At 61.7% G+C, this 26,364-nt stretch carries 25 protein-coding genes and 2 pseudogenes; 14 read left to right on the top strand and 13 right to left on the bottom strand.

Translation table 11 applies throughout. From position 1 onward, the window contains the following. Window positions 1-64 precede the first annotated feature (64 nt). The 4 genes from NKJ90_RS22895 to NKJ90_RS22880 all read left to right on the top strand — a co-directional run bounded on the left by NKJ90_RS22895 (window position 65) and on the right by NKJ90_RS22880 (window position 5,129). Complete coding sequence (locus NKJ90_RS22895) at window positions 65-1,186, top strand: ATP phosphoribosyltransferase regulatory subunit (protein ID WP_023756816.1); 1,122 nt, start codon at window positions 65-67, stop codon at window positions 1,184-1,186. Beyond that, entirely contained in the window at window positions 1,183-1,881 is a 699-nt protein-coding gene (hisG, locus tag NKJ90_RS22890; RefSeq protein ID WP_023756815.1) for an ATP phosphoribosyltransferase, read from the top strand. The genes NKJ90_RS22895 and hisG overlap by 4 nt, the downstream gene beginning before the upstream one ends. Before the next feature lie 328 nt (window positions 1,882-2,209). Beyond that, a complete protein-coding gene (locus NKJ90_RS22885; RefSeq protein WP_352486812.1) occupies window positions 2,210-3,982 on the top strand; it encodes an AMP-binding protein in 1,773 nt (590 codons plus the stop codon). A 190-nt stretch (window positions 3,983-4,172) separates the two neighbouring features. Further along, entirely contained in the window at window positions 4,173-5,129 is a 957-nt protein-coding gene (locus tag NKJ90_RS22880; RefSeq protein ID WP_245266365.1) for a calcium:cation antiporter, read from the top strand. Window positions 5,130-5,229: 100 nt separating this feature from the next. Here the strand turns inward: NKJ90_RS22880 and NKJ90_RS22875 are convergent, their stop codons facing one another. Next, window positions 5,230-6,138 carry a LysR substrate-binding domain-containing protein gene (locus NKJ90_RS22875; protein WP_023756812.1) on the bottom strand — a complete coding sequence of 303 codons (909 nt, stop codon included), beginning with the start codon at window positions 6,136-6,138 and terminating at the stop codon, window positions 5,230-5,232. 102 nt (window positions 6,139-6,240) lie between these two features. On the opposite strand from NKJ90_RS22875, the gene NKJ90_RS22870 reads away from it, so the two are divergent. Then, complete coding sequence (locus NKJ90_RS22870; RefSeq protein ID WP_023756811.1) at window positions 6,241-6,765, top strand: DUF8737 domain-containing protein; 525 nt, start codon at window positions 6,241-6,243, stop codon at window positions 6,763-6,765. Between the two features lie 85 nt (window positions 6,766-6,850). Here NKJ90_RS22870 and NKJ90_RS22865 read toward each other — a convergent pair whose 3' ends face one another. The 5 genes from NKJ90_RS22865 to NKJ90_RS22845 all read right to left on the bottom strand — a co-directional run bounded on the left by NKJ90_RS22865 (window position 6,851) and on the right by NKJ90_RS22845 (window position 11,868). Then, window positions 6,851-7,630 (bottom strand): ATP-binding cassette domain-containing protein, encoded by a 780-nt coding sequence (locus tag NKJ90_RS22865; RefSeq protein ID WP_031259482.1) that lies wholly within the window; start codon window positions 7,628-7,630, stop codon window positions 6,851-6,853. Continuing rightward, window positions 7,630-8,727 carry an ABC transporter permease gene (locus NKJ90_RS22860; protein ID WP_023756810.1) on the bottom strand — a complete coding sequence of 366 codons (1,098 nt, stop codon included), beginning with the start codon at window positions 8,725-8,727 and terminating at the stop codon, window positions 7,630-7,632. The genes NKJ90_RS22865 and NKJ90_RS22860 overlap by 1 nt, the downstream gene beginning before the upstream one ends. A 55-nt stretch (window positions 8,728-8,782) precedes the next feature. Further along, complete coding sequence (locus NKJ90_RS22855) at window positions 8,783-9,739, bottom strand: rhizopine catabolism ABC transporter substrate-binding protein (protein WP_023756809.1); 957 nt, start codon at window positions 9,737-9,739, stop codon at window positions 8,783-8,785. Window positions 9,740-9,853: 114 nt separating this feature from the next. After that, window positions 9,854-10,753, bottom strand: coding sequence for a myo-inosose-2 dehydratase (iolE, locus tag NKJ90_RS22850; protein WP_023756808.1), 900 nt, complete (start codon window positions 10,751-10,753; stop codon window positions 9,854-9,856). After that, window positions 10,750-11,868 (bottom strand): Gfo/Idh/MocA family protein, encoded by a 1,119-nt coding sequence (locus tag NKJ90_RS22845; protein ID WP_023756807.1) that lies wholly within the window; start codon window positions 11,866-11,868, stop codon window positions 10,750-10,752. The genes iolE and NKJ90_RS22845 overlap by 4 nt, the downstream gene beginning before the upstream one ends. A 98-nt stretch (window positions 11,869-11,966) precedes the next feature. Here NKJ90_RS22845 and mocR point away from each other — a divergent pair, with 98 nt between their 5' ends. Beyond that, window positions 11,967-13,427 carry a rhizopine catabolism transcriptional regulator MocR gene (mocR, locus tag NKJ90_RS22840; protein ID WP_352486810.1) on the top strand — a complete coding sequence of 487 codons (1,461 nt, stop codon included), beginning with the start codon at window positions 11,967-11,969 and terminating at the stop codon, window positions 13,425-13,427. A 140-nt stretch (window positions 13,428-13,567) separates the two neighbouring features. Here mocR and NKJ90_RS22835 read toward each other — a convergent pair whose 3' ends face one another. Continuing rightward, the gene (locus NKJ90_RS22835) at window positions 13,568-14,245 is read right to left on the bottom strand and encodes an MIP family channel protein (RefSeq protein WP_023756805.1); all 678 of its coding nucleotides are present in this window, start codon (window positions 14,243-14,245) and stop codon (window positions 13,568-13,570) included. 316 nt (window positions 14,246-14,561) lie between these two features. Here NKJ90_RS22835 and NKJ90_RS22830 point away from each other — a divergent pair, with 316 nt between their 5' ends. Further along, window positions 14,562-15,851, top strand: coding sequence for an RsmB/NOP family class I SAM-dependent RNA methyltransferase (locus NKJ90_RS22830; RefSeq protein WP_023756804.1), 1,290 nt, complete (start codon window positions 14,562-14,564; stop codon window positions 15,849-15,851). On the opposite strand, the gene NKJ90_RS22825 is transcribed toward NKJ90_RS22830, so the two are convergent. Next, complete coding sequence (locus tag NKJ90_RS22825) at window positions 15,821-15,994, bottom strand: hypothetical protein (protein ID WP_023756803.1); 174 nt, start codon at window positions 15,992-15,994, stop codon at window positions 15,821-15,823. The genes NKJ90_RS22830 and NKJ90_RS22825 overlap by 31 nt on opposite strands. Here NKJ90_RS22825 and NKJ90_RS22820 point away from each other — a divergent pair. Further along, a complete protein-coding gene (locus NKJ90_RS22820) occupies window positions 15,993-16,451 on the top strand; it encodes a PaaI family thioesterase (protein WP_023756802.1) in 459 nt (152 codons plus the stop codon). The two genes, NKJ90_RS22825 and NKJ90_RS22820, sit on opposite strands and share 2 nt — an antisense overlap. Window positions 16,452-16,455: 4 nt before the next feature. After that, on the top strand, window positions 16,456-17,115 hold the full coding sequence (locus NKJ90_RS22815) for a 5'-methylthioadenosine/S-adenosylhomocysteine nucleosidase (RefSeq protein ID WP_023756801.1): 660 nt from the start codon (window positions 16,456-16,458) through the stop codon (window positions 17,113-17,115). Here NKJ90_RS22815 and NKJ90_RS22810 read toward each other — a convergent pair. Then, complete coding sequence (locus NKJ90_RS22810; protein ID WP_023756800.1) at window positions 17,087-17,413, bottom strand: hypothetical protein; 327 nt, start codon at window positions 17,411-17,413, stop codon at window positions 17,087-17,089. The genes NKJ90_RS22815 and NKJ90_RS22810 overlap by 29 nt on opposite strands. 90 nt (window positions 17,414-17,503) lie before the next feature. Between NKJ90_RS22810 and NKJ90_RS22805 the strand changes: the two genes are divergently transcribed. The 3 genes from NKJ90_RS22805 (at window position 17,504) to NKJ90_RS22795 (ending at window position 21,171) form a co-directional block, all read left to right on the top strand. Next, window positions 17,504-18,004 (top strand): MarR family winged helix-turn-helix transcriptional regulator, encoded by a 501-nt coding sequence (locus NKJ90_RS22805; protein WP_023756799.1) that lies wholly within the window; start codon window positions 17,504-17,506, stop codon window positions 18,002-18,004. Between the two features lie 55 nt (window positions 18,005-18,059). Continuing rightward, entirely contained in the window at window positions 18,060-19,622 is a 1,563-nt protein-coding gene (gene guaA, locus NKJ90_RS22800; RefSeq protein ID WP_352486808.1) for a glutamine-hydrolyzing GMP synthase, read from the top strand. Window positions 19,623-19,914: 292 nt separating this feature from the next. Next, window positions 19,915-21,171 (top strand): tyrosine-type recombinase/integrase, encoded by a 1,257-nt coding sequence (locus NKJ90_RS22795; RefSeq protein ID WP_023756798.1) that lies wholly within the window; start codon window positions 19,915-19,917, stop codon window positions 21,169-21,171. On the opposite strand, the gene NKJ90_RS22790 is transcribed toward NKJ90_RS22795, so the two are convergent. The 4 genes and pseudogenes from NKJ90_RS22790 to NKJ90_RS22775 all read right to left on the bottom strand — a co-directional run bounded on the left by NKJ90_RS22790 (window position 21,125) and on the right by NKJ90_RS22775 (window position 22,539). Beyond that, window positions 21,125-21,421 (bottom strand): helix-turn-helix transcriptional regulator, encoded by a 297-nt coding sequence (locus tag NKJ90_RS22790; RefSeq protein ID WP_084025030.1) that lies wholly within the window; start codon window positions 21,419-21,421, stop codon window positions 21,125-21,127. The genes NKJ90_RS22795 and NKJ90_RS22790 overlap by 47 nt on opposite strands. Before the next feature lie 365 nt (window positions 21,422-21,786). After that, window positions 21,787-22,062 (bottom strand): hypothetical protein, encoded by a 276-nt coding sequence (locus NKJ90_RS22785; protein ID WP_352486806.1) that lies wholly within the window; start codon window positions 22,060-22,062, stop codon window positions 21,787-21,789. 61 nt (window positions 22,063-22,123) lie between these two features. After that, window positions 22,124-22,286 (bottom strand): annotated as a pseudogene (locus NKJ90_RS22780) (transposase domain-containing protein); the annotation flags it as partial. A gap of 12 nt (window positions 22,287-22,298) precedes the next feature. Continuing rightward, window positions 22,299-22,539, bottom strand: a pseudogene (locus NKJ90_RS22775) (DUF6429 family protein). A 1,251-nt stretch (window positions 22,540-23,790) separates the two neighbouring features. Here NKJ90_RS22775 and NKJ90_RS22770 point away from each other — a divergent pair. Both NKJ90_RS22770 and NKJ90_RS22765 read left to right on the top strand, forming a co-directional pair. Beyond that, the gene (locus NKJ90_RS22770; protein WP_156938467.1) at window positions 23,791-24,000 is read left to right on the top strand and encodes a hypothetical protein; all 210 of its coding nucleotides are present in this window, start codon (window positions 23,791-23,793) and stop codon (window positions 23,998-24,000) included. Window positions 24,001-24,014: 14 nt separating this feature from the next. Beyond that, window positions 24,015-26,364 (top strand): beta strand repeat-containing protein (locus tag NKJ90_RS22765; protein WP_352486804.1); only part of this gene is annotated, 2,350 nt, incomplete at its 3' end.

The raw sequence follows: 26,364 nt of genomic DNA, 5'->3' as shown, positions 1-26,364 counted from the left end.
TCTCCCCCCTTGCGGGGGAGATGGCCGGCAGGCCAGAGGGGGGTGCCTCGCGCCCATCCGATCGATGACCTCCCGCTACCCCGCCATCGCAGCCGACATCACCAACCTCTTCGCCACCCGCGACACGCATGCCGTCGAGGTCGCGGTGCTGCAGCCGGCCGACCCGTTCCTCGACATGGCCGGCGAGGATTTGCGCCGCCGTATCTTTCTGACCGAAAGCGAGACGGGGCAGACATTGTGCCTGCGGCCTGAATTCACCATTCCGGTTTGTCTCGACCACATAAATTCGCAGGCCGGGACGCCGCGGCGCTATTCCTATCTCGGCGAGGTCTTTCGCCAGCGTCGCGAGGGCGGCAACGAGTTCTTCCAGGCCGGTATCGAGGACCTCGGCGACCGTGACACCGCTGAAGCCGATGCCCGCTCGCTGGCGGACGCGCATGCGCTGCTTTCCTTGGTGCTGCCCGGCCAGGCCCTGGCGATCACGCTCGGCGACCAGACCATTTTCGAGGCTGTGCTGGCTTCCCTTGGCCTGCCCCGCGGCTGGCGTATGCGTCTTGCCCGCGCCTTCGGTTCGGCGCCGATGCTTGAGGCGGCACTCGCAGATCTCGCCAATCCGCCGCGCAACGGTCAGCTCTCCGGCCCGGTCGCCGCCCTCGTTCTCGACGGTGATCTGGACGGACTTTCGGCTCACATCGCCGGCGGCATGGAAGAGGCGGGGCTGTCGGCATCCGCCGGCCGCCCGCCATCCGACATTGCACGGCGGCTGATCGAAAAGGCCGAACTGCGCAGCGTGCGGCTGTCGAACGAAGCCTTTGCTGCGCTGAAGGGTTTTCTGGCGATCGACGTGCCGCTCGATGGCGCGGCCGAGGCGCTGGCCTCCTTCGCCAGCGCTGGCGGGCTTTCGCTCGATAGCGCGCTGGAGAAGTTCGCCGCCCGCGCCAGGGCGATCGAGGCGCATGGCCTGCCGGCCGGAAACATCCGTTACGATGCCGCCTTCGGCCGTCCGCTCGATTACTACACCGGCCTGGTTTTCGAAATCGCGGCTGACAATGGCGACCGGCCGTTGGCCGGTGGCGGCCGCTACGACCGGCTGCTGACCTTGCTTGGCGCGAAGACGCCGATCCCCGGCGTCGGCTTTTCCGTCTGGCTCGACCGCATCGAGGCGTTGCGGGAGACGGCGCCATGATCACGCTCGCGATCCCGTCGAAAGGTCGCCTGAAGGAGCAGGCGCTGGAAATACTGGCCAAAGCCGGACTTGCCGTCAGCCTGCCCGGCGACGAACGCAAGTACCACGCCCGCGTCGAGGGCCTGGACAATGTCGAAGTGGTGTTCCTGTCGGCTTCCGAGATATCAGGCGAGATCGGCCAGGGCACGGTCGATCTCGGCATCACCGGCGAAGATCTGGTGCGAGAGAACCTCGCTGACTGGGAGACCCGCGCCGAAATCGTCGCCCGTCTCGGCTTTGGCAGTGCCGATGTCGTGGTTGCCGTGCCGGACATATGGCTCGACGTCGACACCATGGCCGACCTTGACGATGTCGCCGCCGATTTCCGCCAGCGCCACGGCAGGCGATTGCGCATCGCCACCAAATACTGGCGGCTGACCCAGCAATTCTTCTCGCAGAAGCATGGCATCCAAGTCTATCGCATCGTCGAGAGCCTTGGTGCCACCGAAGGCGCGCCGGCCGCGGGGCTGGCCGATGTCATCGTCGACATCACCACCACTGGCTCGACGCTACGCGCCAATCATCTCAAGGTGCTTGGCGATGGCCTCGTCCTGCGATCGCAGGCCTGTCTCGTGGCCTCGAAGAAGACACGGGCGGCGGCGGATGAAGCGATCCTGCGCGACATTGCCGTGAAGGTAGCGGCAGCGGCCGGATAGCGGCGGCCCTTCCCGCCCGCCACATCCTTGGGGCTTCGAACCCCAGCTTGACAAGAACCCTGACGGCGGCCGGTCCGGCAATGTAGATGCCTTTGTGCCGGCAGCGTTTCATTGACTTGTGAGGGCAGTTATGCTACTAATTTGGCCATGGTGCTGAATTGCGCCAGTGACCCGCCGCCCAGGCGGGTTTTTGCGTTTTGATGCTTCGTCAGCAAGCGCGAGTCTCCGAAGCATCGTTGACCGGATCGTTGCCTCGACACGACTTTCGGCGGGATTTTCACCACGCCCTCGGGCTGATAGGTTTGGCCAGTCCCGGGAGGAGAGAGCGATGCCAGTCCATCTCGACGAGCTGAAGAGCGCCACCAGTTTGCGCGGACGCGGAGCGCGCAATGGCGGTGTTTTCGTAGCACCTGTCGACGGCAAGGCGCATGTCTCGGGCGAGCGCAACGTGCCGCTGCTCGACATGACGATCCCGGCGCTGTTTTCCGACACGGTCAGCAAATACGGCACGCTTGATGCGGCCGTTTTCGTCGATCAGGACAAGCGCTTCACCTGGAGCGAACTGTCGGACACGGTCGACGCGCTGGCCGCCGGCTTCCTGGCGCTAGGGCTGGTAAAGGGCGATCGCGTCGGCATATGGTCGCCCAACCGCTGGGAATGGCTGGTGACGCAATTCGCCACTGCCCGCATCGGCCTGATCCTGGTCAACATCAACCCGGCCTACCGGCTGACCGAGCTCGACTACGCGCTGAACAAGGTCGGCTGCAAGGCGCTGGTCACCGCGGCCAAGTTCAAGACCTCCGACTATCTCGGCATGATCGAGACACTGGCGCCGGAGATCGCGAAGGCCACGCCGGGCAAACTCAAGGCGCAAAAACTGCCGGCGCTGAAGATCGTCATCCGCATGGGCGACGAGAACTCGCCCGGCATGTTCAATTTCGGTGATGTGCTGGCCATGGCCGGGCGCGACGAGCATGACAGCCTCGACCGCATCTCGGAGGGGCTGAGACCGGGCGAGGCCATCAACATCCAGTTCACCTCGGGCACGACAGGGGCGCCCAAGGGCGCGACGCTGACCCACAGCAACATCGTCAACAACGGCAATTTCGTCACTTCGGCGATCAAGCTCACCGTCGACGACCGGCTCTGCATCCCGGTGCCGCTCTATCACTGTTTCGGCATGTCGATGGGCACGATGGGCTGCGTGTCGAAGGGCGCCACCATGGTTTTTCCGGGCGAGGGCTTCGATGCCGGCGCCACGCTGAAGGCGGTGGCTCGGGAACGCTGCACCGGGCTCTACGGGGTGCCGACCATGTTCGTCGCACTCCTCGATCATCCGGACTTCCCGTCCTTCGATCTCTCCAGCCTGCGCACCGGCATCATGGCCGGCTCGCCATGCCCGATCGAGGTGATGAAGAAGGTGGTGTCGCTGATGCATATGGAGGAGGTGACCATCGCGTATGGCATGACCGAGACCAGCCCGGTCTCGTTCCAGAGCGGCGTCGACGATCCGCTGGAAAAGCGCGTCTCGACGGTCGGGCGCGTCCATCCCCATGTCGAGGTCAAGGCGGTCGATGCCGATGGCGCCACCGTCGCCGTCGGCGCGCCGGGCGAGCTTTGCACACGTGGGTATTCCGTGATGAAGGGTTACTGGGAAGACGACGAGAAGACCCGCGAGGCGATCGACAGCGACGGCTGGATGCACACCGGCGACCTCGCCACCATCGACGCCGAGGGCTATTGCAACATCGTCGGCCGGGTCAAGGACATGGTCATACGCGGCGGCGAGAACGTCTACCCGCGCGAGGTCGAGGAATTCCTCTACCGCCATCCCAAGGTCAAGGAAGTGCAGGTGTTCGGCATTCCCGACGCCAAATATGGCGAGGAGCTGTGCGCCTGGATCGTGCTCAAGCCCGGCCAGATCGTCAGCGAGCAGGAAATCAAAAACTTCTGCGCCGGCCAGATCGCCCACTACAAGATTCCCCGCTACATCCGCTTCCGCTCCGAATTGCCGATGACGGTGACCGGCAAGCCGCAGAAGTTCCTGATGCGTCAGGCGATGGTCGAGGAACTGGGATTGGTGACGCAGAAGACGGCGTGAGTATAGGCTTTCCGCTAGGTTCGCAGAAACGCACAGGGCCTGAATGAGTGGTTTCGCGCGATCGGTGACTTCTTATGCGATGCCGTTGGCCGCCTTGGTGATGGCTGTCGCAGTCAGAGCCAGCGGGCTGTCGGTAGACGAAGGTTCGCCGAGCGTCAGGATCCTCGTCGGAACGCTTTCGAGTGCGATCATGTTTATCACCATTTTCGTGGTGCTCGACCACGCCGAAGCGGTAGCTCGGCGTATAGGGGAGCCTTACGGTACGTTGGTGCTGACTTTTGCCGTCACGGCAATCGAAGTGTCGATCATCGTTTCCATGATGCTGCATGGAGAGAACAACCCTACGCTTGCACGTGAGTCCGTCTTTTCGACGGTGATGATTACATCTACCGGCGTTGTCGGCACGTGTCTCACGCTTGGCGGCTGGCGCCATCGCAAGCAGGCAATCGTTCGACAAGGGACCAGCGCATATCTGGCGGTTCTGGCCGCGCTGACCGTCATGACGCTTATCCTGCCGACCTACACACGAACTACGGGTCCTGGCACATTTTCAGCAGCTCAACTTGGTTTCGTGAGCGTGCTTTCGGTGCTGCTTTATGCAAGTTTTGTGTTCGCGCAGACTGTGCGGCACCGAGACGACTTTGTCGAAGGGCAGGCGCACGGCGTTTCGCTGCGGACTGCCCCTCACGAAAGCATCTCTGCCAGCACTCTGCTCCTGTTAATCGGGCTGATTGGCATTGTCATGCTCGCCGAGCAAGTCGCCGCAAGTGTTGAAAATACGCTCGTTACCTATAAGGTGACACAGGCTGACAGTATTGTGGGGGCATTGATCGCGGGGCTGGTTTTGATGCCTGAGGCCATTTCGGCGGTTCGCGCTTCCCTCAACAATGAGCTGCAGCGCGGCTTGAATGTCGCGATGGGTTCGGCTTGCGCTACAATTGGTTTGACAATACCGGCGGTCGCAGCCGCCAGCCTGCTGACGGGAAGAGGGTTAACCCTGGGGCTTCCAGCGACTGACACAGTGCTTTTGATTTTAGCGCTCTTCATATGCAACGTGAGCTTTAGTACTGAAAGAACAACATTCTTGACGGGTACGGTTCATATCGTGGTATTTTTTACTTATTTATTTCTTATATTTGTACCGTGAAAGATTTGGTTCGAGCGGGCAACTACTGCACGTATGAGGCGGCCGCTATTGGTGACGCAGAAGACAGCGTGAGGGGGCAGGGGCGACATCCTTCATTGCCTCACGCCTCGTATTTGAGGTGATCGATGAAGGCGCGCAGCTTCGGCAGGATCTGGCGTTTGCCGGGATGGTAGAGGAAAACGCCCGGCGTCGTGGCGGCGACGCCGTCCAGCACCGATTTGAGTTTTCCCTGTTCTATGGGGCCTGCGGCGACGGGACGAGGCGTCTGGGCCAGCCCGATGCCCTGTATCGCCGCACCGAGCAACGTCGGATAGTCGTGCGCGATCAGCGGCCCTGAGACCATCGCCTCGATTGCCTCGTTGCCGTCGACGAACGACCAGGGCGCAAGGGCGCCGTTCGAGCGGCGCAATCGCAGGCAGGCGTGGTGGCGCAAGTCGTCCACACGCTCGGGGCGGCCGTGGCGTTCGAGATAGTCCGGGCTGCCGACGACCACGAACGGGAACGATGGCGTCAGTCGCACGGCGACCATGTCGGGCGCGATGAACTGGCCGAGGCGGATGCCGGCATCGAACCCGCCGGTCGCGAGATCGACCATCTCGTCGCTCGCGGCGATCTCCAGTTCGATCTCGGGATAGGCCCGGCAGAAGGACGCGATCATCGGCTCCAGGATCAGCGGCACGACGGCGCGGGGTACGGAGAGGCGCAGCAACCCGGTCGGCCGTTGGCCAAGGTCGCGTACGGCTTCGCCTGCCGCGACGAGTTCCTCGAAGGCAGGGCCCGCACGGTCCAGGAACCGCTGACCGGCCTCGGTCAAACCGACGCTTCGGGTCGTGCGGACGAACAGCGCCGCACCCATGCGGGCTTCCAGCGTGCGCACCGCCTGGCTCACAGCGGATGGCGTCACCCCGAGATCGGCTGCGGCACGGCGGAAATTGCGGCGCCTGGCGACGGCCAGGAAAGCCTCGATCCCCTCCAGCGCACCGTGTCGGACTGTGTAGTTCTGCTTCATGGGCTGTGATGATTACACCGCCTAGTCGAACTATGAAAGCTGGCCTAGAGGTAACCGGACTGGCTGGGAGCCTGCGTGAACCAGCTGCTGACAGGAGGCCAAATGCCCACCGAAATGCTGTTCCAAATCCATCTCGTTCTCGGCTATGTCGCGTGGCTGCTTTGCTTCGGCGCATACGGGTTGCCGTGGCTGAGCTCAATGGACCGGGTCGCGGCGCAGCGCGCCATCGCCACGCTGCACAGCTTCCGCTTCTTCGGCCTCGTGTTCATCCTGCCGGGCGTCGTAAGCCCCGATCTGCCGGCCGGTTTCGCCGTGTTCGCCGCCTATGGCGATTTCGCGACAGGGGTGCTGGCGATGCTGGCGCTGCTCACGGTGAGGCTACCGCAGCTCTTCTGGCCGCTCGTCGTCGCCTTCAACCTGGTCGGAATGACCGACCTCGTCGTCGATTATTACCACGCGATACAGGTCGGCCTCCCTGCACATGCGGAGCAGCTGGGCGCCACCTACGCGATCCCGATCATCTATGTACCGCTGCTGATGATCACGCACATCGCCGCATTCTATTTTCTGGCGCGCCCTCACCAAAACGCGACTCGAGCCATTGCAGAAGATGCGAATGCTTCCTAACCGTGGCGAACGCCGTGCCTTTCAGCTGTGATGCCGGATGTATCGCGCCTGTCAGGCAAGTCGGGCGCGCGTCAAGTCGGGCTGCTTATGGCCGATTGGTCAGCTCCTGCTCCAGATCGACCAGTTCCTTGCCGCCCGCCATCAGATTGAGCAACTGGTCGCGATCAATCTCGCTTTTTGTGTAAGTGCCAGTGCTTTTGCCGCGCTTCAACAAGGTGAAGCGATCGCCAACCACATAGGCGTGATGAACGTTGTGGGAAATGAAGATGACGCCGATGCCGCGCGCCTTGGACTGCACCACAAGCTTCAGAACCACGGATGCCTGATGGACTCCCAGCGCCGATGTCGGCTCGTCCAGGATCAGAACCTTGGCACCGAAATAGACGGCGCGGGCGATGGCCAGGCACTGACGCTCGCCGCCTGAAAGCGTGCCCACGGGTTGTTCGGGATCGCGCAGCTGGATCCCCATCGCCGACATCTCGTCATACGCCGTGCGGTTCGCGAACTCGCTGTCAAACTGCCGGATCGGTCCGAACTTGCGCATCGGCTCGCGCCCGAGAAAGAAGTTTCGCGCCACGCTCATCAGCGGCACCAGAGCGAGGTCCTGGTAGACGGTGGCAATGCCGCTGTTGCGTGTATCGGCCGGTGAGGCAAACCTTGCGGGCTTGCCCTGCACGCGGATCTCACCTTCGTCAGGTGTATAGACGCCGGACAGCGTCTTGATCAGCGTCGACTTGCCGGCGCCATTGTCGCCAAGCAGACAATGCACCTCGCCAAGACATACATCGAAAGATACGTCCTTCAGCGCAACGACCGAGCCAAAATACTTGCTGACCGATTTCAGTTCGACATAGGGCTCGGCCATCACCGGCTCCTCATGGCGCGGTTGCGCACGTAGCTGTTGAACAGCACCGCGATGACCATCATGGCACCCATGAACAGCTTGAACCAGTCTGTGTCGATGCCGGTGTAGAAGATGCCCATTTGCACCACGCCGAAGATCAACGCCCCGAACATGGCGCCTACGGCCGATCCGTAGCCGCCGGTAAGCAGCGTGCCGCCGATGACGACGGCAATGATGGCCTCGAATTCCTTTTGGGTTCCGCGTAGCGTGTCGGCCGAGCCCGTGACCAGAACCTGGATCGCCGCAAAGAGCGCGGCCGCCATCGCCGTCATGACGAACAGGGTGATCTTGGTGCGTGCAACCGGCACGCCGAGGTTGCGCGCGGCATTGGCTTCACCTCCCGCGGCGAAGATCCAGTTGCCGAAGCGGCTGCGGGTCAGCAACCAGGTACAGGCCAAGGTCAAGACGATCCACCAGACGATGGACACCGGAATGCCGGAGATCGACGGCAGGCCGTCCGCGCGTTTGCCGATCAGGCCGATGTCCGAAAGCCAGGCGATGGGGCCGGAAAGTACCTGTCCCGAGAACAGGCTGTTGAGGGGATCGTTCAGGGCCAGTTCGTGCACGCCTGAAACCTGCGTTCGCCCGGATATGCCGCGCGTGAGGCCGAGCGTCAGGCCGCGCAGCATGAACAGGCTTCCGAGCGTCACGATGAAGGAGGGCAATCCGGTTCTGACCACGGCGAGCCCGTTGAGCGCGCCGATGCAGCCGCAAACAGCAAAGCAGAACAGCAGGGAAAGCCAGATCGGCCAGCCCCAGAACACCGAAGGGATGGCGATCAGGATGCCGGCAAACCCGATCATCGAGCCGACCGACAGGTCGAACTCGCCCGCGATCATCAAAAGAGCCACGGGAGCGGCGAGAATGCCAAGCTGGGCCGAGACTTCGAGGAAATTGATGATGCCCTTGGCGCTGAAAAGCCCGGTATTTCCTGCTGTAATGGCGAAGAACACAAAAACCAGAACGGTTCCGGCCGCCGCGCCAAGTTCCGGCCTGCTCAGAAGGCGGCTCAGGCGGGAGACGGAGCGGACCCGCTCGTCGCGAAGCTCTGCGGTCATGGATGCGCTACCTTCGTCGATGAAGGCGGCCCGGCTGATGCCCGGCCGCGAGCCGTCAACGCTTGCCCAGTTTTGCCAGTTCTATGACCGAGGCGGCGGTATCCTTGGTGACGAAGCCGGGACCCGTCGGATAGTCGGCGATCGGCGCGATCTTGTACTTCTTCCAAAGATCGAACATGGCGACCGGGATATAGCCCATGGCATATTGCTGGGCATCGATACCCCACTCCATCTTGCCGGCAACTACGGCCTGCAGGATCGTGGGAGAAAGGTCGAATGTGCCGGTTTTCACCTTGCCCGCGAGGCCCATTTCATCGAGTGCGGCCAGCGTCGGCTCGGCACCGCTGGCGCCGACTGCAAGAACGAACTGCGTGTCCCCATGAGCGGTCATGTAGGCGGTCACGCGGTTTTTCATTTCGGTCGGGTCGATGACGCCGTTCATCACCGGAACATCGACACCGAGACCTTTGGCAAAACCGGCACAGCGGTCATCGAGGCTCGAATTGCCTACTTCATGGTTGGCGCAGACCGCTTTGTTGATACCGAGTGCCTTGATGCGCTCGCCGGCCATGACGCCCGCCTGGAATTCGTCCTGGCCCATGAACAGCAGGCCGCCAAGGTCATGCGTCAGTTTGGAGCCGCCGGAATCGATGACGATCACCGGAATGCCGGCGGCAATGGCATTCTTGACCGGCGCCGAGAGAGCGGCCGCGTCGGGGATCGAAACAACCATGCCGTCGGGCTTCGAGGCTGCGATGGCGTCGATCATCTGCCCCATCTTGGCCATGTCGAATGTTTCGGGCGCCAGATATTCAGCCTTGACCCCAAGCGTCTTGGCTGCGTCGTCCATGCCGTTCTTCACGACCGACCAATAGGGGTCGCCGCTCTGGCCATGCGTCACAAACACCACGCGCGTTTCGTCGGCGGCCGCAAGGCTCGTGGCCGCCGTCATCATTGTAATGCCGGCCAGCAGGCCGAGCGCAGGCTTTATTAATTTCGCAAGCGAAAACATAATAACCTCCTGTTTGTTTTCCGCCGCCGCAATTACGGTCGGCAGTCCAGTTGCCCCTTCAGTCCAGTCTCATTCATCAGCACTGGTTCCCTGGAGGCCGCATCGCGGCCTCGATCATTTCAAGACTGTAAATCCGGCCTCGCTGGCCATGCGCGACAGATTTTGGAATCCCATTGTCGCATAGATCAGCGGGTTGGCCTTGTTTGGATCCTGCTCGGCCTCGACGACCAGCCAGCCGCTGTAGCCGTTGTCCGCAAGCACCCGCAAAATGGCCGGATAATCGATGAACCCGTCGCCGGGGACCGTGAAGATCCCTTCCATGACCGCGCCCATGAAACTCATGTCCTCGGCGCGGGCACGATCAAGGACGGACTTGCGCGCGTCCTTGCAATGCACATGCACGACGCGTTTGACATGCGCCTTGACCAAAGCCAGCGGGTCGCCGCCTGAAAATATCGAATGGCCGGTGTCGTAGAGAAGGCCGACCGCCTCGCCGGTGTGCCGCATCAGCAAGCCCACCTCGGCATCGGTCTCGACGATGGTCCCCATATGATGATGGAAGGCCATGCGCACACCGAAATCCGCCATCCTCTCGGCCAGCGCGGTCAGTTTTCTGCCATAGGCCGGCCATTCCTCCGGGCCGAGGGCCGGGCGCTGCGAGATCGGCCCCCAAATGGCATTGTGGCGCCCCCGCGACGTGTCGGCATAGACGACGTGGGTCGAGCCCATATCCTTCAGAAGCTGGAGATGCGGCGTGATCGCATCCATTTCCGCACCGACTTCCTTCTCGTCGCAGCAGCCATCATACCAACCGGAAATCACAGCAAGGCCGTGCCGCGCCATGATAGGCCTCAGTTCAGCCGATTGGCGCGGAAACTTTCCGCCTAGCTCGGTGCCGGAATAGCCGGCCTGCTTGGTTTCGCGAAGACAGACCTCGAGCGGAGTGTCGCCACCCAGTTCCGGCACGTCATCGTTGGTCCAGGTGATCGGATTGATGCCTATGCGAACCTTCACGGGCGAACTCCTGATTGCTTGAGCTGGCCAAGGTGGTGCCGCGCGAGGCCGGCCAGCAGCACCATGTCGCGACGCGCGTGTTCGGCCGTGTTGCGCACCGGCGTTCGTTCGACGATCGCCGACCAGAAACCTTTCAGTTCTTCGACGAACGCCTCTTCGTAGCCGCTTCGAATCTCCCGGCTGGAGAGGGTGTGGCCGTCGCTTGCCCGCAGGCTCAGCTGCGTCGGCTGGTGATTGAGATAGGGCGAGGGGAATTCCAGCTCGAGCGCGGCGTCATCGAAGTAAAGCGTGATGCGCTCGCGGTAGTCGGCGAGCCCCGGAACGGCCAGATGCGCCATGCTCCACAGTGCCTGGCCGCCGAGCAGCCGCACGGCGCCGTGGCCGCCTTCGCCCCTCGCGAAAAGCGAGGCGCCGACAATCTCGCCATCCGCGACGCCGAGCGCATCGAGCAGCCCATGCACGGCGTTCACGTCGTGCACGAGCGCCGAACAGTAGGCGCCGACAAAGCCACGAAACGCGTCGGGATCGTCCAATCCGGGCACCGCGCGGTTCACCTGCTCGCGCTGCCTGGCTTCGGTCAAGGCAGCCAACCCCGCCGCGACGTCGTCACCCCGGCATGTCGAATGGTGCCGCACGAACGGCCACGCGTCGGGATCGCTGACCTCGACCGAAATGTAGCGAAGCGTTTGCGCTGTGCCCGGCAGCATTTTCAATGCCGCCTCGTAGCTCGGATCGAAACGCTTCATGTAGCCGACCTGAAGCACCACCCCGGCGCGATCCCTGGCAGAGATCAAGTCGTCGATATCCCCGGGGCTATAGCAAAGCGGCTTTTCGCAGAAGACATGCAGCCCTCTGGCAAGGGCGACGAGAGCCTGTTCCCAGTGCAACGCATCCGGCGAGGCGATGACCACGGCGTCGAGCGGCATGGCGAGAAGCTGGTCTAGATCGGCGAATGTCTCGAGGCCGAACTCGTCGCCGACAAAGTCGCGGACTTTGCGCGAAGGATCATAGACGCCGAGGATCTCGAACTGCCGGTGCAATCTGAGCAGATTGGGAATGTGCTCGACCTGGGCGACACCGCCCGCACCGATCACACCCACCTTTATGCTTTGCATCGGTCAGCCCCATCTGAACCTGATCGCATTCTTCTTGAGCCTAAGGCTGCTTTGGTTCCATTGTTAGAACCAGATCGTTCTGATTTTGTGGAACCACGATGAAGACCAGTTTTCCGATCGACGGCATTGCGCTGGACCGCGAGAGTCCCGCCAATTTGCATCGGCAGCTCTATGTCCAGTTGCGCGACCTGATCGAGCACCGCGTGTTGCCGAGCGGTCACGCGCTGCCCTCGACACGGGTCATGGCGCGGGACCTGCACGTCGGCCGCAACACCGTGATTGCCGCTTGCGACCAACTGGCGCTGGAAGGCTACCTGGCCATACGGCCGCGCAGGCCCTCCGTGGTGATGGATCTGCCGACCAGGTTGGCGGTGCAGGAACACGTCTCGTCAGCGGACGAGAACCCGATATCCTTGCGTGGGCAGACCATGCTCGCCCAACCCTACCATCATGGCCGGCCCGGCATGCTGGCATTTCACCCCGGCATGCCCGACCCGGATAACTTTCCTTTCAACACCTGGTCGAAGCTGCTCAGTCGCCGTGCAAAATTTGCGCATATCGACCTTTTCGGGACCTATCATGTGAAAGGCTATCCTCCGCTTTGCGAAGCCATAGCTCGCTATCTCACGGCCTCGCGCGGCGTGAAGTGCAGCCCGGAGCAGATCGTCGTGACCAATGGTGCCCAGTCGGCGTTCGATCTTCTTGCTCGGCTGCTGATCGATGAAGGCGACACGGTATGGATGGAGGAGCCAGGATACTACGGCGCAGGTTCGGCCTTCGTCTCGGCGGGAGCGAAGCTGGCTCCGCTGCGGGTGAGCAATGCAGGGTGGGATCTTGATCCACCGCCTGTCATTCCGCGCATGATTTTTGTGACGCCCTCCTGCCATCACCCTCTCGGGATAACCATGCCGATGGAACAGCGGCTCAACCTCTTGCACATGGCCGAGACCTGGCGCTCATGGATCATCGAGGACGACTATGACGGCGAGTACCGATTTCAAGGACAACCGATTGCCGCGCTGCAGGGCATCGGCGCGTCAAATCGCGTGGTCTATGTCGGCACCTTCGCGAAGATACTGTTTCCAGCCATGCGCCTGGGCTTTCTGGTGGCGCCCAAGGTCATCGACCCTACGATCGTAGCGGCGATGAGCGTGACCGGCCAGTTTGCCCCATTGCTTACCCAGGCCGCTCTGGCCGACTTCATGAACGAGGGCCACTTCACCCGCCATCTCAGGCGCATGCGGCGTCTCTATGCGGACAGGCGGCAGTTCTTCCTGGAAAGCTCACAGAGACATCTCGGAGAATGGCTGGATTTCCACGCCACCGAGTCCGGGATCCAGGTTGTCGGCATTTTCCGCGAGGGATGTAACGACACCTCGATTGCCGAGGCGGCGCTCCAGCACGGGATCAATTTGTCGGCGTTGTCGATTCAGTACCGTCACGGCACGAAACAGAACGGCCTTGTCATGGGCTTTGCGGCTGCTGATGCGCAGACAACCGAAAAGACCATGCAGAAATTTCGGACCGTGCTGAAAACCTGTTTCTCAAAAAGCATCTGATCCTGGCCAAAATGCCGAGATTGATCACGCCTTTGAGGCCGAGCTGCTGATGAGAATTCGACGCGTCTGTCGCTAACAAAAAGGCGCGGACGATGCCCGCGCCTTTTGTATTCTGGTCTTTGTATTCAACCTTCCGAAGCTCAGTCCTTCTCGAAGACACGCGCCTTGGCGACGACGCCGGCGATGGCGCCGCCGATCAACGGTGCAACGATGAACAGCCAGAGCTGGCCGATCGCGGCAGTGCCGGAAAACAGCGCCGGGCCGATCGAACGGGCCGGGTTGAGCGAGGTGCCGGTCACCGGGATGATGGCGAAATGCAACCCTGCCAGCGTCAAGCCGATGACCAGCCCGGCGAACGCCGTCGAGTGCTTTTCAGCCGTGACGCCGAGGATTACGGTGACGAAGGTGAAGGTGCCGATCACTTCCCACAGGAACGCCGAGCTGACACCCCATTTGGCCACGTCCCAGCCATTGGCGCCGAAGCCGCCAGTGTGTCCGCCAACCTGGCCGAAGACAATGATCCACAACGCCAGCGAGGCGAGGATGGCGCCAATGACCTGCGCGATCCAGTAGGGGATGACGTCCTTGGCCGGCAGCCGGCCGGCAAGGAAGACGCCGAGCGTCACCGCCGGATTGAGATGCGCGCCCGAAATGGGGCCGATCGCATAGGCCGCCGCAATGAGGCCGATGCCGAACGCCAGGCCGATGCCTTCCTGCCCGAGCGGCAGAGCGCCGCCGAAACCACCCGTAACCACCGACGCCGTACCGATGAACACCAATAGAAATGTGCCTAGAACTTCCGCCAGATAAGTTTTCATTGCCCTCTCCTCGTAGCGATCCGCCGGTCCGTCTTTTCTGCGCCGCGAATCATGGCGCCAAGAGTATTCTCAACGGAAAAACTTGGGAAGCAGAGCTATTGCGCCACGTGCCATGCTTGCGGTCGCCGGTCACGAATATTAGAGATCTTTGATCTATTGATCGATCTGCTGCCGCCGGCCTGAGGCATTTACTGGTTGGGTCGCTGGTCTCGGTTTGGGTTGCCGCGTCGTCGCCAGGCGGAAGCGGGGTTCAATCCAGGCGCGAAAGGCTCTAAGAGCAGGCTGAGATCATGTGCTCGATTTGATGGAATGACGAATGCGACTGGGCGGACGGCTGGCTGCGGCCATCGAAGTGCTGGAAGACATCGGCCGGCGCCACCGGCCGGTGGCGGACGCGCTGAAGGACTGGGGCCTGTCGCATCGCTTCGCCGGCGGCGGTGACCGCGCGGCGATCGGCAACATCGTTTATGATGCCTTGCGCCACAAGCGGTCCGCCGGCTGGCTTTTGGGCGAGGACACGCCGCGCGCCATCGGCTTCGGCGCCCTGCTTCTCGAATGGGGCCAGACCGCGCAATCGCTCAACGACGCGCTCGAAGGCGACAAGTTCGCACCGCCGCTGCTCACTGCCGCCGAGCTTCAGGCAATTGCCGAACGCCGGCTTGCCGATGCGCCGGGCGCGATACGGGCCGACATACCGGATTGGTGCGCGCCGCTTTTCGAGCGAGCCTTTGGCCCGACCTGGGTCGACGAGGGAGCGGCGCTTGCGACACGCCCGCCGCTTGACCTCAGGGTCAACACCTTGCAGGCCGATCGCGTCAAGGTGCTGGCCGAACTGTCGGGTACCGGCGCGAAACCCGCGGCAATTGCCCCGCAGGGTATCCGCATTCCGCCGATCGACGGCGACGGCAGGCATCCGAACGTCCAGGCTGAGCCGGCCTTCCAGAAAGGCTGGTTCGAGGTCCAGGACGAAGGCTCGCAGGTGGTGGCCGCCCTTGCCGGGGCCGAAGCCGGCATGCAGGTGCTGGATTTCTGCGCCGGCGCCGGCGGCAAGACGCTGGCGCTCTCGGCTTCGATGGGCAATACAGGCCAGATCTTCGCCCACGACGCCGAAAAGGCGCGGCTGGCGCCGATCTTCGACCGCATCCGTCGTTCGGAAAACCGCAATATCCAGATCGTCACCAAGCCGTCCGAACTCGCGCCGCTCGGCAGCCACATGGACGTCGTGCTGGTGGATGCGCCCTGCACCGGCAGCGGCACATGGCGGCGCCGTCCCGACGCCAAATGGCGGCTGACGCAAAGGCAGCTCGATGCCCGCAAGGGTGAGCAGTCGACGATCCTCGATGCGGCAAAAACCTATGTCAAGTCGGGCGGCCTGCTGGTTTACATCACTTGCTCGGTCTTCGATGAGGAGAATGGGGAGCAGGTCGCGGCCTTCCTCGACCGCAACAGCGGATTTGTCCCGGTCGATCATCGCGCGCTCTGGGACGGCCGTTTTCCCGGCCACGCGGCAGCCGCACGCATCGGTGTCGAAGGGGACATCTCGCTGTCGCCGGCGCTGAGCGGCACCGACGGGTTTTACTTCTGTGCGTTGCGCAGGTCGGCCTGAACCTCAACGGAGATCGCCAATCCCTGCCGGATGTGAAACCCCTGCAGGCGGACGAGGCCGATTGCTGCAGTGCAGCAAAAGCATTTGCCTGCCGCCAGTGCCTCTGCAATAAGCTTATCCGCATAAAGGAAGGCAGCGGCCATGGCAGCAAAGATCGTACCCGCCCCGGACTATGACGACCGCGTCAGGACATCCTTCGCGCGTCAGAAAGCGATGGCCACGATCGGCGCCGAACTGACGCTGGTGACGCCCGGCATCATCGAGATCGAGATGCCCTATTCGGCCGCGCTCACCCAGCAGCACGGCTTTCTCCACGCCGGCGTCATTTCGATCGCGCTAGACTCGGCTTGCGGCTATGCGGCGTTTTCGCTGATGCCGGAAAACTCGGGCGTGCTGACCATCGAATTCAAGGTCAATCTGCTGGCGCCGGGCCGAGGCGAGCGCTTCCTGTTCCGCGGCTCGGTGACCAAACCCGGCCGCACCATCATCGTCGCCGACGGCCAGGCCTATGCCTTTGCCGCCGACGGCGAGGCCAAGCTGATCGCCACCATGACCGGAACGATGATGACGGTGGTCGGGCGCGACGGCATAGAAGGCTGATCCGATGGGCAACGTTGCGCGACTAGGCGGCAAGGACGTCCTCTTCGTCATGGCGGCCCAGGCCGAATACGGCCCGCACCTCAAGCAACTGTTCACGCCACTAATGACGGGGGTGGGCCCGGTCGAGGCCGGCGTCAGGCTAGGCGCCGATCTCTCCTGGCTGAAGTCGCGGAAGGCGCTGCCGGATCTCGTCGTGTCGCTCGGCTCAGCCGGCAGCCGGACGCTGGAGCAGACGGAAATCTACCAGGCGGTCTCGGTCAGCTACCGCGACATCGACGCCTCGCCGCTTGGTTTCGAGAAAGGGGCGACGCCGTTTCTCGATCTGCCGGTGACGGTTCCGCTGCCCCTGCGAATTCCTGGAATCAAGGAAGCGACGCTATCGACCGGGGGTGCGATCGTCACCGGTGCGGCCTATGATGCGATCGCCGCCGACATGGTCGACATGGAAACCTTCGCTTGCCTGCGCGCCTGCCAGTTGTTCGATGTCCCACTGATAGGACTGCGTGGCATTTCCGACGGCGCGGCTGATCTCAGGCACGTCGGCGACTGGACCGAATATTTGCACGTCATCGACGAGAAGCTGGCAGACGCCGTCACGCGCCTCGAACAGGCGATCGAGTCGGGCGCAATCGATCTCAGGGCTGCTGACGCGGCAGGTTCTTAGCGTTGCCGAACAGCACCCCGATCATCCTGAAGCGAACGGCATTGTCGCGGTTGACGTAGGTGATGGATCCCGGTTCATGGTGCAGGGTCCAGCGCCCTGTCACACCCGTGTCCCAGTCCGTGACATAGCCGTCATCGAGCATCCTCCAGCGACCGCTGCGCGCCTCGCCATCATCGAGCAGCATGTGCGCGGCACCTTCGTTCTCAAAATAGACGTAAGCCTCCTTGCCGTTTCGCTCCAGCACATGGGTCATGCCTGGAATGAGGATTGCAAGACTTTCCTTTTGCAGTGCCGTCATATTGTTCTCCTTGAGTGAATTCGGCGATTGCTTCGGCCATGGTCGCCACGTAAGGTCAAGCTACTTGACTATCTAGAGGGTGAATTGAATTTGGTCAAGCATCTTGACGAAAAAACCGAAGCGCCCGATCACATCGGCTGGCGGCTATGGCAGGCAAGCCGTGCCTGGCAGGCCGATTTTGCCACTGCGATGCGGGCCGCCGGTCACGGCTGGTTCACCGAAGCGCGCGCCGGATTGCTTGGACACATCGCCAGGGCAGGCATGCGGCAGTCGGCATTGATCGAACGCTCGGCAATCTCCAAGCAGGCGGTCCAGCAACTGCTCGACGGCCTTGAGGCGGAAGGTATCGTCGAGCGTCTGCCTGATCCGCAAGATGGCCGCGGTAAGCTGGTGCGCTACACCCGCAAGGGACTGGATGCCTTGCGAGACGGCGATCGTATCAAGATGGAGATCGAGCGCCGCTATGTCGGTCGCATTGGCGAGGAGCGGTTCACGGCGCTGATGGGCGCTCTGCGGGCGCTCGCGGCCGGAGAAGCTGCTGCAATGGGTGAAGACGCTGGCGCTGAAGGTGAAGTCGTGGAATCGAAGTGACAGCCAGGCCTCGCAACCCATTGCGCCGACTCATTTCTTTCTCTAAACGCTCGCCATGAAAACAGCCAATCATCCCGACACCGTCCTGATTGTCGATTTCGGCAGCCAGTTTACCCAGCTTATCGCCCGCCGCATCCGCGAGGCCGGCGTGTTTTCCGAGATCGTGCCGTTCCAGTCGGCCGAAGCGGCATTCAAGCGCATCAATCCAAAGGCCGTGATCCTCTCCGGCGGCCCGGCTTCGACCGGCGATATCGGCAGCCCGCGCGCGCCGCAGATCGTCTTCGATGCCGGCGTGCCCGTGCTCGGCATCTGCTATGGCCAGATGGCGATGTGCGTGCAGATGGGCGGCGTCGCCGAAAGCTCCGACCATCGCGAATTCGGCCGCGCCTTTGTCGAGATCGAAAGGGACAGCCCGCTGTTCGAGGGCCTGTGGGCCCCTGGCCAGCGCCACCAGGTGTGGATGAGCCATGGCGACCGTGTCATCTCCTTGCCCAAGGGGTTCGAAGTGTTCGGCAAGTCGGAAGGCTCGCCCTTCGCCATCTTCGGCAACATCGAGCGCAAGATGTACGGCATCATGTTCCACCCCGAGGTGGTGCATACGCCGGACGGTGCCCGGTTGCTCAGGAACTTCGTCCACAACATCGCCGGCATCGAGGGCGACTGGACCATGCGCGCCTACCGCGAGCACGCGGTCGAGGCCATTCGCAAGCAGGTCGGCAAGGGCAAGGTCATCTGCGCACTGTCGGGCGGCGTCGACTCCTCCGTCGCGGCGCTGTTGATCCACGAGGCGGTCGGCGACCAGCTGACCTGCATCCTTGTCGACCACGGCCTGATGCGCAAGGACGAGGCCGCGGGCGTGGTGGCGATGTTCCGCGAGCACTACAATTTGCCGCTCATTCTGGTCAACGCATCGGACCGTTTCATCGGCGCCCTGGAGGGCGAGTCGGACCCCGAGAAGAAGCGCAAGACCATTGGCCGGCTGTTCATCGAGGTGTTCGAGGAGGAGGCCAAGAAACTCGGCGGCGCCGATTTCCTGGCGCAAGGCACGCTCTATCCCGACGTCATCGAAAGCGTCTCCTTCACCGGCGGCCCATCGGTGACGATCAAGTCGCATCACAATGTCGGCGGCCTGCCGGCGCGCATGAACATGCAACTGGTCGAGCCCCTGCGCGAACTGTTCAAGGACGAGGTGAGGGCGCTCGGCAAGGAACTCGGCCTGCCCGAAAGCTTCATTGGCCGCCATCCTTTTCCCGGCCCCGGTCTCGCCATCCGTTGCCCCGGTGGCATCACCCGCGAAAAGCTGGAGATCCTGCGCGAGGCCGACGCCATCTATCTCGACGAGATCCGCAAGGCCGGCCTCTACGACGCCATCTGGCAGGCCTTCGCCGTGTTGCTGCCGGTGCAGACCGTCGGCGTGATGGGCGACGGCCGCACCTACGAATTCGTCTGCGCACTGCGCGCCGTCACCTCCGTCGACGGCATGACTGCGGATTTCTACCACTACGACATGGCCTTCCTCGGCGCCGCCGCCACCCGCATCATCAACGAAGTCCGCGGCATCAACCGCGTCGTGTACGACGTCACCTCAAAGCCGCCGGGGACGATCGAGTGGGAATGATTCAGGCCTACCCAAACGCCGCCGAAAACAGGCCGACGTTCGCCGCAACCTATTGGAAACAAAAATAAATCATTCCAGGACAGTCAGCACCTATCGGTGGGCAGAGATTGGCGGTGGCGGAGTGCTTGACGGGCCTCCGGCATGTTGCCCGCCCTGATTTTTCAAAGTACCGTCACGGCCAACGAGGCTCATGACGGTACTTTTTTTGCTTTAACGCATTGGAAGTAAAAGAGATTTCCTGCCGGAAAGCCTCAAAATTGTACTGACGGTACTTTTTCTGGAGGCAGTAGGAATGTTGACGGATGCCGCCCTTAAGGCACTGAAACCAAAACAGAAAATCTACAAAATCGCGGACCGTGACGGCATGTATGTCAAAGTCATGCCGGGTGGCGCGATGTCGTTTCTGCTGGACTACAGGCTCAATGGGCGCCGAGAGACGGTGCACCTGGGCAGATATGGACGAGACGGAATCTCGCTCGCGCTCGCACGAGAGAAATGCCTGGACGCTAGGAGCCTCATCCGCGAGGGACGATCGCCGGCGATCGAGAAGCAGCGGGCGAAGCGCCGCCTGAAAGAGGCGAAGAGTTTTGGCGAATTCGGCGAGAAGTGGTTCACCGCCGCGCCGATGGCCGACAGCACGCGCGCCATGCGCCGTTCCATCTTCGAGCGAGAGCTTCTTCCGGTCTGGCGCAATCGCCTCCTGACGGAGATCACTCCTGACGATCTAAGAGCCCACTGTGGCAGCATCGTCGAACGTGGTGCTCCGGCGACCGCTATCCACGTGCGAGACATCCTGAAGCAGATTTACGGCTTTGCGATCTTACACGGGGAGAAGGTCGCCAACCCGGCTGATGATGTTGGGCCCGCATCGATTGCTACGTTCTTGCCAAGGGAACGCTCGCTTTCGCCCTCGGAAATTCGCGTGATGCTGAAGCAGCTCGAGCACATCGCGACACTTCCCACGATCCGTTTGGGAATGCGGCTCTACCTCCTCACGATGGTGCGCAAGAGCGAGTTGCAGGATGCGGTGTGGGACGAAGTCGACTTCGAGAATGCGGTCTGGACAATCCCAAAGGAGCGGATGAAGCGCTCCAAGGCGCATAACGTGTACCTGTCGCGCCAAGCCCTCGACATCATGATCGCCCTGAAAACCTGCGCGGGAAATTCCAGATACCTTCTTCCATCGCGGTACGATGCGGATGCGCCGATGTCGCGCGCCACCTTTAACCGGGTTACCTACGCAGTTGTCGAACGGGCGAAGGCGGAGGGTTTGCCCCTGGAGCCGTTTACGGTGCACGACCTGCGGCGGACAGGTTCAACTCTGCTGAACGAACTTGGCTTCAACAGCGACTGGATTGAAAAGTGTCTGGCGCATGAGGACGGCCGTTCATCGCGCGGCGTCTATAACAAGGCCGAATATCAGGTGCAGCGTCGACACATGATGCAGGAATGGTCGGACATCCTGGATGCCTGGGTCAATGGCAAGAAGCATGTGCCGACACTCATCCCACCGTCGATGCCGATCTTGGAACCTGATCCGGCTCTGTGACCGGTCGGGCACGGCGCTGCTTCAGGTCCGGTTTTGGAGCGCGCAGTATTGGCTTTGCGCGGCGGGCAGCGAGCCATGCTTGAACCTCGCTCAGATCCCAGACTACGCATCTCGGGCTTAAAGCGAAGCGTCGCGGAAATTCGCCCCGCTGCTCCATTTCATAGATCGTGCTGTCTGCCAGCGGCACCATCTCGCGCAGCTGCCGCCTTCGGATTGTACGCCTCAGTGTTTCGTCATTCGATTGGGCCATCTCGCACTCCTCTGCAATGAGCCGAAATTGAAGGCGATTGTGTTCGATGAGAAAAGAGCTTCAGCCCCGGCGTCGTGCCATCGGCGGTCTCGACCTGTGAAAGGGACAGGTCCAACGCGTTTCAGAATGCCGGTTTTCACATTTTCGGGGGTTCGAGTCAGGAGAGGGATACCGCCAATACAGTGCTGCCACTGAATTCGTTTGCTAACTCGAGGGCGGTTTGCAGCCTTAAATCGTGTCCCCGCAACCACTTTCGTCATAATACCCTAACCGTCCCGGTCTAACCGGGGCGGTTTTTTTGCGTTCGTGGATTCGGAAACCGCGGGACGCGCCAAAACGTAACCATTCGGCCAGGGCCGCGGTGGCTATGCTTCCGGGCTACGGTTTTCTGCGGTGGGTTTCGGCGGTGCCTGACCCGCAGCCCTGCGCTCGTCTACGATATGGCGAAGGTTGCCGATGCCGTCTTCGGTGAAGACGACGATAGGTTCGCTCAATTCGGATGCGTGATAGTCGTCGTAGGCGCTCAGGCAACCGTCTTCCGACAACATCTCGATCGAGCAATCGCGCAAAAAGTCTTCGTCCTCTTCGAGCATCTCAGCCACATATTTGAGGGTGTAAAGAGCGGTGTTGCGATATCCCATCTAATGGCTTCAAGATCGGGTTTGCATGTGAGCTCAATAATGAAAGGCCCTGATCAGGTGATTAGGCAACTGCTGCGATCGTCAACGAGCTCCAATTCCAGGGAAGCAAATCCTTGAGCCGTGTGATTGGCGTGTCCGATAAAGGAGAGAACATCGGCCTGCCAGGCCTGGGGATTGACGTCGTTGAACTTTGCGGTGGCGATCAGCGTCGCCACGAAGGCGGCCCCCTCGGGCGCTCATGGTGTCGGCCGCGTAAACAGGACGCGAGACAGCTCCTCCGAGCGTCTAAGACCTTCATCCGTCAATACCAAGGATTTTGCCTTGCTGACTGGATCGGCGATCAGTCCCTTCCGGTGAAGCCGATCCGTCACGTCCCAGTCAAAGCCCTTCCAGGCGCACCGCGCACCGCGCATCGCGCAGCGTCAGCCAAAGCAGCGCCAGGACCGCATCGTCGATCTTGTCGGTGTCGATCTCCATCGCTGCAGTTTAACACAGACTGCGCCCGACGCGGGCCAGACCGAATGGATACTGTGGGCTCTCGAACTTCGAATGCAACCGAGGCGAAGGCTGCGCGGTCTACAGGCAGCCCTTTGATTTACTTGCGGAAACGACGACCGCTGCAGTGAAGGAGAAGTCCGGGGAGCCAAGTTATCCACGGGACATCCGGTTTGGCTGGGTTCTTGGAAGCTTTTCGAACCTTCTGCCTTACTCCACCGTTCGAATTGCGAACGCCTATGAAGGAAGTTGGGATGTCTGGATCCTGGATCCGCAGTGGTTCGAACTTGATCGAGCACGCATTCTGGGGTTCGAGTCGGTAGACCGCTACATCGCGAGACCCGCTATCGAAGAGGCGTGCTTTTGTTATCGGCGACACTCCGCTCAATTATAATCTTTGAGAGTGGGAGGGCCCGACTTGACCGTGAGCGCACGGAGCTGGCGCAGATCTACGTCAAGCGGGCTCGAGGCGGGCTTGGGGCATCAACTTGCGACGAGTTGGTGGCCAGGAATGGGGTGGCCGCGCACGCCGATGAATAACTCGGCATTTCCAAGATGACTACGGCCCGGCGGGTCCAGGCGGCGCTGACTTCGGCGGGGACCTTCAGCGTGGCCGCGGCGATGCCGCTGCCCGCCTGCGTCCATCCTGGGACCGGCGATTTCGGTGGCGTCGCTGCATTCCTCGCTCTGCTCTGCGGCATTGGGCTGAGACACTCGCGGCTCCCTCGGTCTAGACCAAACGAGGGATGCAGCTCGCCCTGATGCGTCTTGGTCGATGCACTTGAGGCGCGTCCGGCAAAGTATTGATTCCTCACGAAATACCGTCCAGACGGCCAAAGCCTTTAACCAAGAATCTATTGGTAACGATTCGGATAGTTTACAAATCCTTAATTTTCCACTTTAGTAATGGCGCATATAAAAGTTGCGCGACCGATAGGGGCGGTCGTTCGAGTAACTGGGAGTTTGGGGTTCGTAAGACGAATTGTCGGGATGTGGCGACGGCGCGACCGGGATTGGCGTGCCGCAGAAACTACTTGTCTTATAGTTTCAGGCGCTTGCATTTGTCTTCCGCTTTCCGAATTTTCTTGCTGAGTCGTCGCCGAGGCATCGGCGGATGGGCAGGGGTAAGTGCGCGTAGGTCGGAAAGAGTCGCCACCGGGAGGCCAGAGCAGGAATGCCGCAGGCTTTGTCCGTTTGACTGGTCGCACGTCCGCGCAGGTGACTTCGCAAGGCATGCGCCACCTGGCTGAACTGTTGTTCATCGAACCCCTCGTCTTTGATCCTCTGACGCTGTTGAAGCATTTGAAGCCGGAGGTAGGCGCGATCGAGCTCGGCGTGAAGCGACCGGCCGCGCCCCATATGGCTACGGCAATCCGGCCAGTCGCCGGCGATCGTGTGAAGTCAATTTGTGGTCGACAGGCACCAGAGTTCTGCCGCCGCTGAAAAGGAAGCAAGTCATGGCCTCGACAACAAGCAATGGCACGACGGTCGACAACCTTAATGTGCTTGACACCCTCGCAAGTGATAACGTCGGCGGAACCCAGATTATCGAACTGCAAGATATCGCATACGCCCTGTTCGCCACCACAAACGCGACCCAGCTTCAGACGATTGATGCTGCGTTCTGGGCGAACAATCTGACACTTACATTTCAAGCTGCGGGCACGGGCCTATACTACACACTCCGGGCGACATCCCTCGACAACTTTTCGTTCGTGCAGAGTGACCATTATGGAAACCCGCTTGCTGGTGCCTCTGCTGTCGGCTTCAATGCTAACAGTGCATCCGCTTTTCTGAGCGCCTTCTCCAGCAACCCAAGCTTAGCTGGTTCCGGCCTGTCGAGCACCTCTCTGCTCGCCGCTGTCGATATCAACAGCGACATTGGCAAGAACGTCTTTCAATCGACAGTCAACGGTCAGATCGCCAACGTCTTCAGCTACGCCAGTGCAAATGATTCCTTCAATGGTACTGGGTCGCAGTGGGATGTGATCAACAATTTCAAGGAAGGCGTCGACAAGCTCGATTTCAGAAAGCTCCTCAACGACAGTATGATCGTTGGCTCGCAGGGTGGACAGACCGCCTCCAGCGCCGGTCTTGGGGAATTCTTTTGGAAGGGACAGCAGTCGGCCAACACGACCAACCTCGGGGCTGCTGGCGCTTTTGCGGTCTGGTATACCACAGACGGTAGCGGTGGTTCGTTCGTTTATACAGATACCAACGGTGATGGCATCGCCGATCTCAAAGTAAACGTCTCTGGCGTTTCAACGCTCACGCCAAGCGATTTTCTTGGAGTCGATCCCCCAGCCGCATTCACGGTGAAAATCAACCCGATCGAGCCGAGCCAGTCAAACCCCTGGCTGCTCAACTCCGCCGATGCAGCGGCTGGGGTCACCATCACCGGTACGGTCACGCATTTTACGCCGAGCGCACAGCTCATCGTTAGCCTAAATGGCCATAACTACACGGCCGCGGTTGCCGCGAATGGTACATGGTCCGCCGTCGTTCCGGCAAGCGATCTGGCACACGCCTTGCTGCCGGACGGCACGTATACTCTTGCCGCCACAATAAAGGTTGGCAGCTCAACAGCGGCTTCAGATTCCCATTCGGTGACGGTCGACGAGACGCCGCCCAACGAGACCACCAGTTCGATGATCGGGACCGATACCGGGCTGACCACGACGATCAGCAGCGGCGGCCAGACCAAGGACAACACGCTGGCTCTGTCGGGCACGGTGAGCGACACCAATGGTGTGGCCTCGGTGCATGTGTTTGACGGCAGCACGGACCTGGGTGCTGCCACGATCACGGGCAACACCTGGACGCTCACGACCGCCGCGCTGTCGGACGGAGCGCACAGCTTCACGGCGAAGGCGTTCGACAACGCCGGCAACAGCACGACGACGGCGGCAATCAGCGCGACGGTCGACACCACGGCGCCGAGCGAGACGATCAGTTCGACGATCGGGACCAATACCGGGCTGACCACGACGATCAGCAGCGGCGGCCAGACCAAGGACAACACGCTGGCGCTGTCGGGCACGGTGAGCGACACCAATGGCGTGGCCTCGGTGCACGTGTTTGACGGCAGCACGGACCTGGGTGCTGCCACGATCACGGGCAACACCTGGACGCTGACGACCGCCGCGCTGTCGGACGGAGCGCACAGCTTCACGGCGAAGGCGTTCGACAACGCCGGCAACAGCACGACGACGGCGGCAATCAGCGCGACAGTCGACACCACGGCGCCGAGCGAGACGATCAGTTCGACGATCGGGACCAATACCGGGCTGACCACGACGATCAGCAGCGGCGGCCAGACCAAGGACAACACGCTGGCGCTGTCGGGCACGGTGAGCGACACCAATGGCGTGGCCTCGGTGCACGTGTTTGATGGCAGCACGGACCTGGGTGCTGCCACGATCACGGGCAACACCTGGACGCTGACGACCGCCGCGCTGTCTGATGGAGCGCACAGCTTCACGGCCAAGGCGATGGACAACGCGGGCAACAGCTCGACCAGCAACGCGATCACGGTCACCGTCGACAACACCGCGCCGAGCGCCGGCACGCTGGCCTTTGCCAACCTCACCGACACCGGCACGCCGAACACCCCGGCGGTCACCACCGACGGCACCTTCGATCTCAGCCTGAGCGGCAACGCGGATGCCAACGGCACCGCGGTGACCTATCAAGTTTCGACCGATGGCGGCACCAACTGGACCTCGACGACTGCCACGCAGACCAGCCTGGCCGACGGCGACTATCAGTTCCGCGCCGTCGTCACCGATCCGGCCGGCAACAGCTCGA

This window comes from Mesorhizobium sp. M0051, from assembly GCF_040323235.1.
GTDB lineage: Bacteria > Pseudomonadota > Alphaproteobacteria > Rhizobiales > Rhizobiaceae > Mesorhizobium.
The sequence above is the reverse complement of the archived record's forward strand: the minus strand, read 5'-3'. Positions and strand labels throughout refer to the sequence as shown.

What these genes read in the sequence shown, in the direction of transcription:
- NKJ90_RS22895 (WP_023756816.1), top strand. Translation starts at nt 65, where the DNA reads ATGACCTCCCGCTACCCCGCCATCGCAGCCGACATCACCAACCTCTTC.
- hisG (WP_023756815.1), top strand. Translation starts at nt 1,183, where the DNA reads ATGATCACGCTCGCGATCCCGTCGAAAGGTCGCCTGAAGGAGCAGGCG.
- NKJ90_RS22885 (WP_352486812.1), top strand. Translation starts at nt 2,210, where the DNA reads ATGCCAGTCCATCTCGACGAGCTGAAGAGCGCCACCAGTTTGCGCGGA.
- NKJ90_RS22880 (WP_245266365.1), top strand. Translation starts at nt 4,173, where the DNA reads ATGTTTATCACCATTTTCGTGGTGCTCGACCACGCCGAAGCGGTAGCT.
- NKJ90_RS22875 (WP_023756812.1), bottom strand. Translation starts at nt 6,138, where the DNA reads ATGAAGCAGAACTACACAGTCCGACACGGTGCGCTGGAGGGGATCGAG.
- NKJ90_RS22870 (WP_023756811.1), top strand. Translation starts at nt 6,241, where the DNA reads ATGCCCACCGAAATGCTGTTCCAAATCCATCTCGTTCTCGGCTATGTC.
- NKJ90_RS22865 (WP_031259482.1), bottom strand. Translation starts at nt 7,630, where the DNA reads ATGGCCGAGCCCTATGTCGAACTGAAATCGGTCAGCAAGTATTTTGGC.
- NKJ90_RS22860 (WP_023756810.1), bottom strand. Translation starts at nt 8,727, where the DNA reads ATGACCGCAGAGCTTCGCGACGAGCGGGTCCGCTCCGTCTCCCGCCTG.
- NKJ90_RS22855 (WP_023756809.1), bottom strand. Translation starts at nt 9,739, where the DNA reads ATGTTTTCGCTTGCGAAATTAATAAAGCCTGCGCTCGGCCTGCTGGCC.
- NKJ90_RS22845 (WP_023756807.1), bottom strand. Translation starts at nt 11,868, where the DNA reads ATGCAAAGCATAAAGGTGGGTGTGATCGGTGCGGGCGGTGTCGCCCAG.
- mocR (WP_352486810.1), top strand. Translation starts at nt 11,967, where the DNA reads ATGAAGACCAGTTTTCCGATCGACGGCATTGCGCTGGACCGCGAGAGT.
- NKJ90_RS22835 (WP_023756805.1), bottom strand. Translation starts at nt 14,245, where the DNA reads ATGAAAACTTATCTGGCGGAAGTTCTAGGCACATTTCTATTGGTGTTC.
- NKJ90_RS22830 (WP_023756804.1), top strand. Translation starts at nt 14,562, where the DNA reads ATGCGACTGGGCGGACGGCTGGCTGCGGCCATCGAAGTGCTGGAAGAC.
- NKJ90_RS22820 (WP_023756802.1), top strand. Translation starts at nt 15,993, where the DNA reads ATGGCAGCAAAGATCGTACCCGCCCCGGACTATGACGACCGCGTCAGG.
- NKJ90_RS22825 (WP_023756803.1), bottom strand. Translation starts at nt 15,994, where the DNA reads ATGGCCGCTGCCTTCCTTTATGCGGATAAGCTTATTGCAGAGGCACTG.
- NKJ90_RS22815 (WP_023756801.1), top strand. Translation starts at nt 16,456, where the DNA reads ATGGGCAACGTTGCGCGACTAGGCGGCAAGGACGTCCTCTTCGTCATG.
- NKJ90_RS22810 (WP_023756800.1), bottom strand. Translation starts at nt 17,413, where the DNA reads ATGACGGCACTGCAAAAGGAAAGTCTTGCAATCCTCATTCCAGGCATG.
- guaA (WP_352486808.1), top strand. Translation starts at nt 18,060, where the DNA reads ATGAAAACAGCCAATCATCCCGACACCGTCCTGATTGTCGATTTCGGC.
- NKJ90_RS22795 (WP_023756798.1), top strand. Translation starts at nt 19,915, where the DNA reads ATGTTGACGGATGCCGCCCTTAAGGCACTGAAACCAAAACAGAAAATC.
- NKJ90_RS22790 (WP_084025030.1), bottom strand. Translation starts at nt 21,421, where the DNA reads ATGGCCCAATCGAATGACGAAACACTGAGGCGTACAATCCGAAGGCGG.
- NKJ90_RS22785 (WP_352486806.1), bottom strand. Translation starts at nt 22,062, where the DNA reads ATGGGATATCGCAACACCGCTCTTTACACCCTCAAATATGTGGCTGAG.
- NKJ90_RS22770 (WP_156938467.1), top strand. Translation starts at nt 23,791, where the DNA reads ATGCGCCACCTGGCTGAACTGTTGTTCATCGAACCCCTCGTCTTTGAT.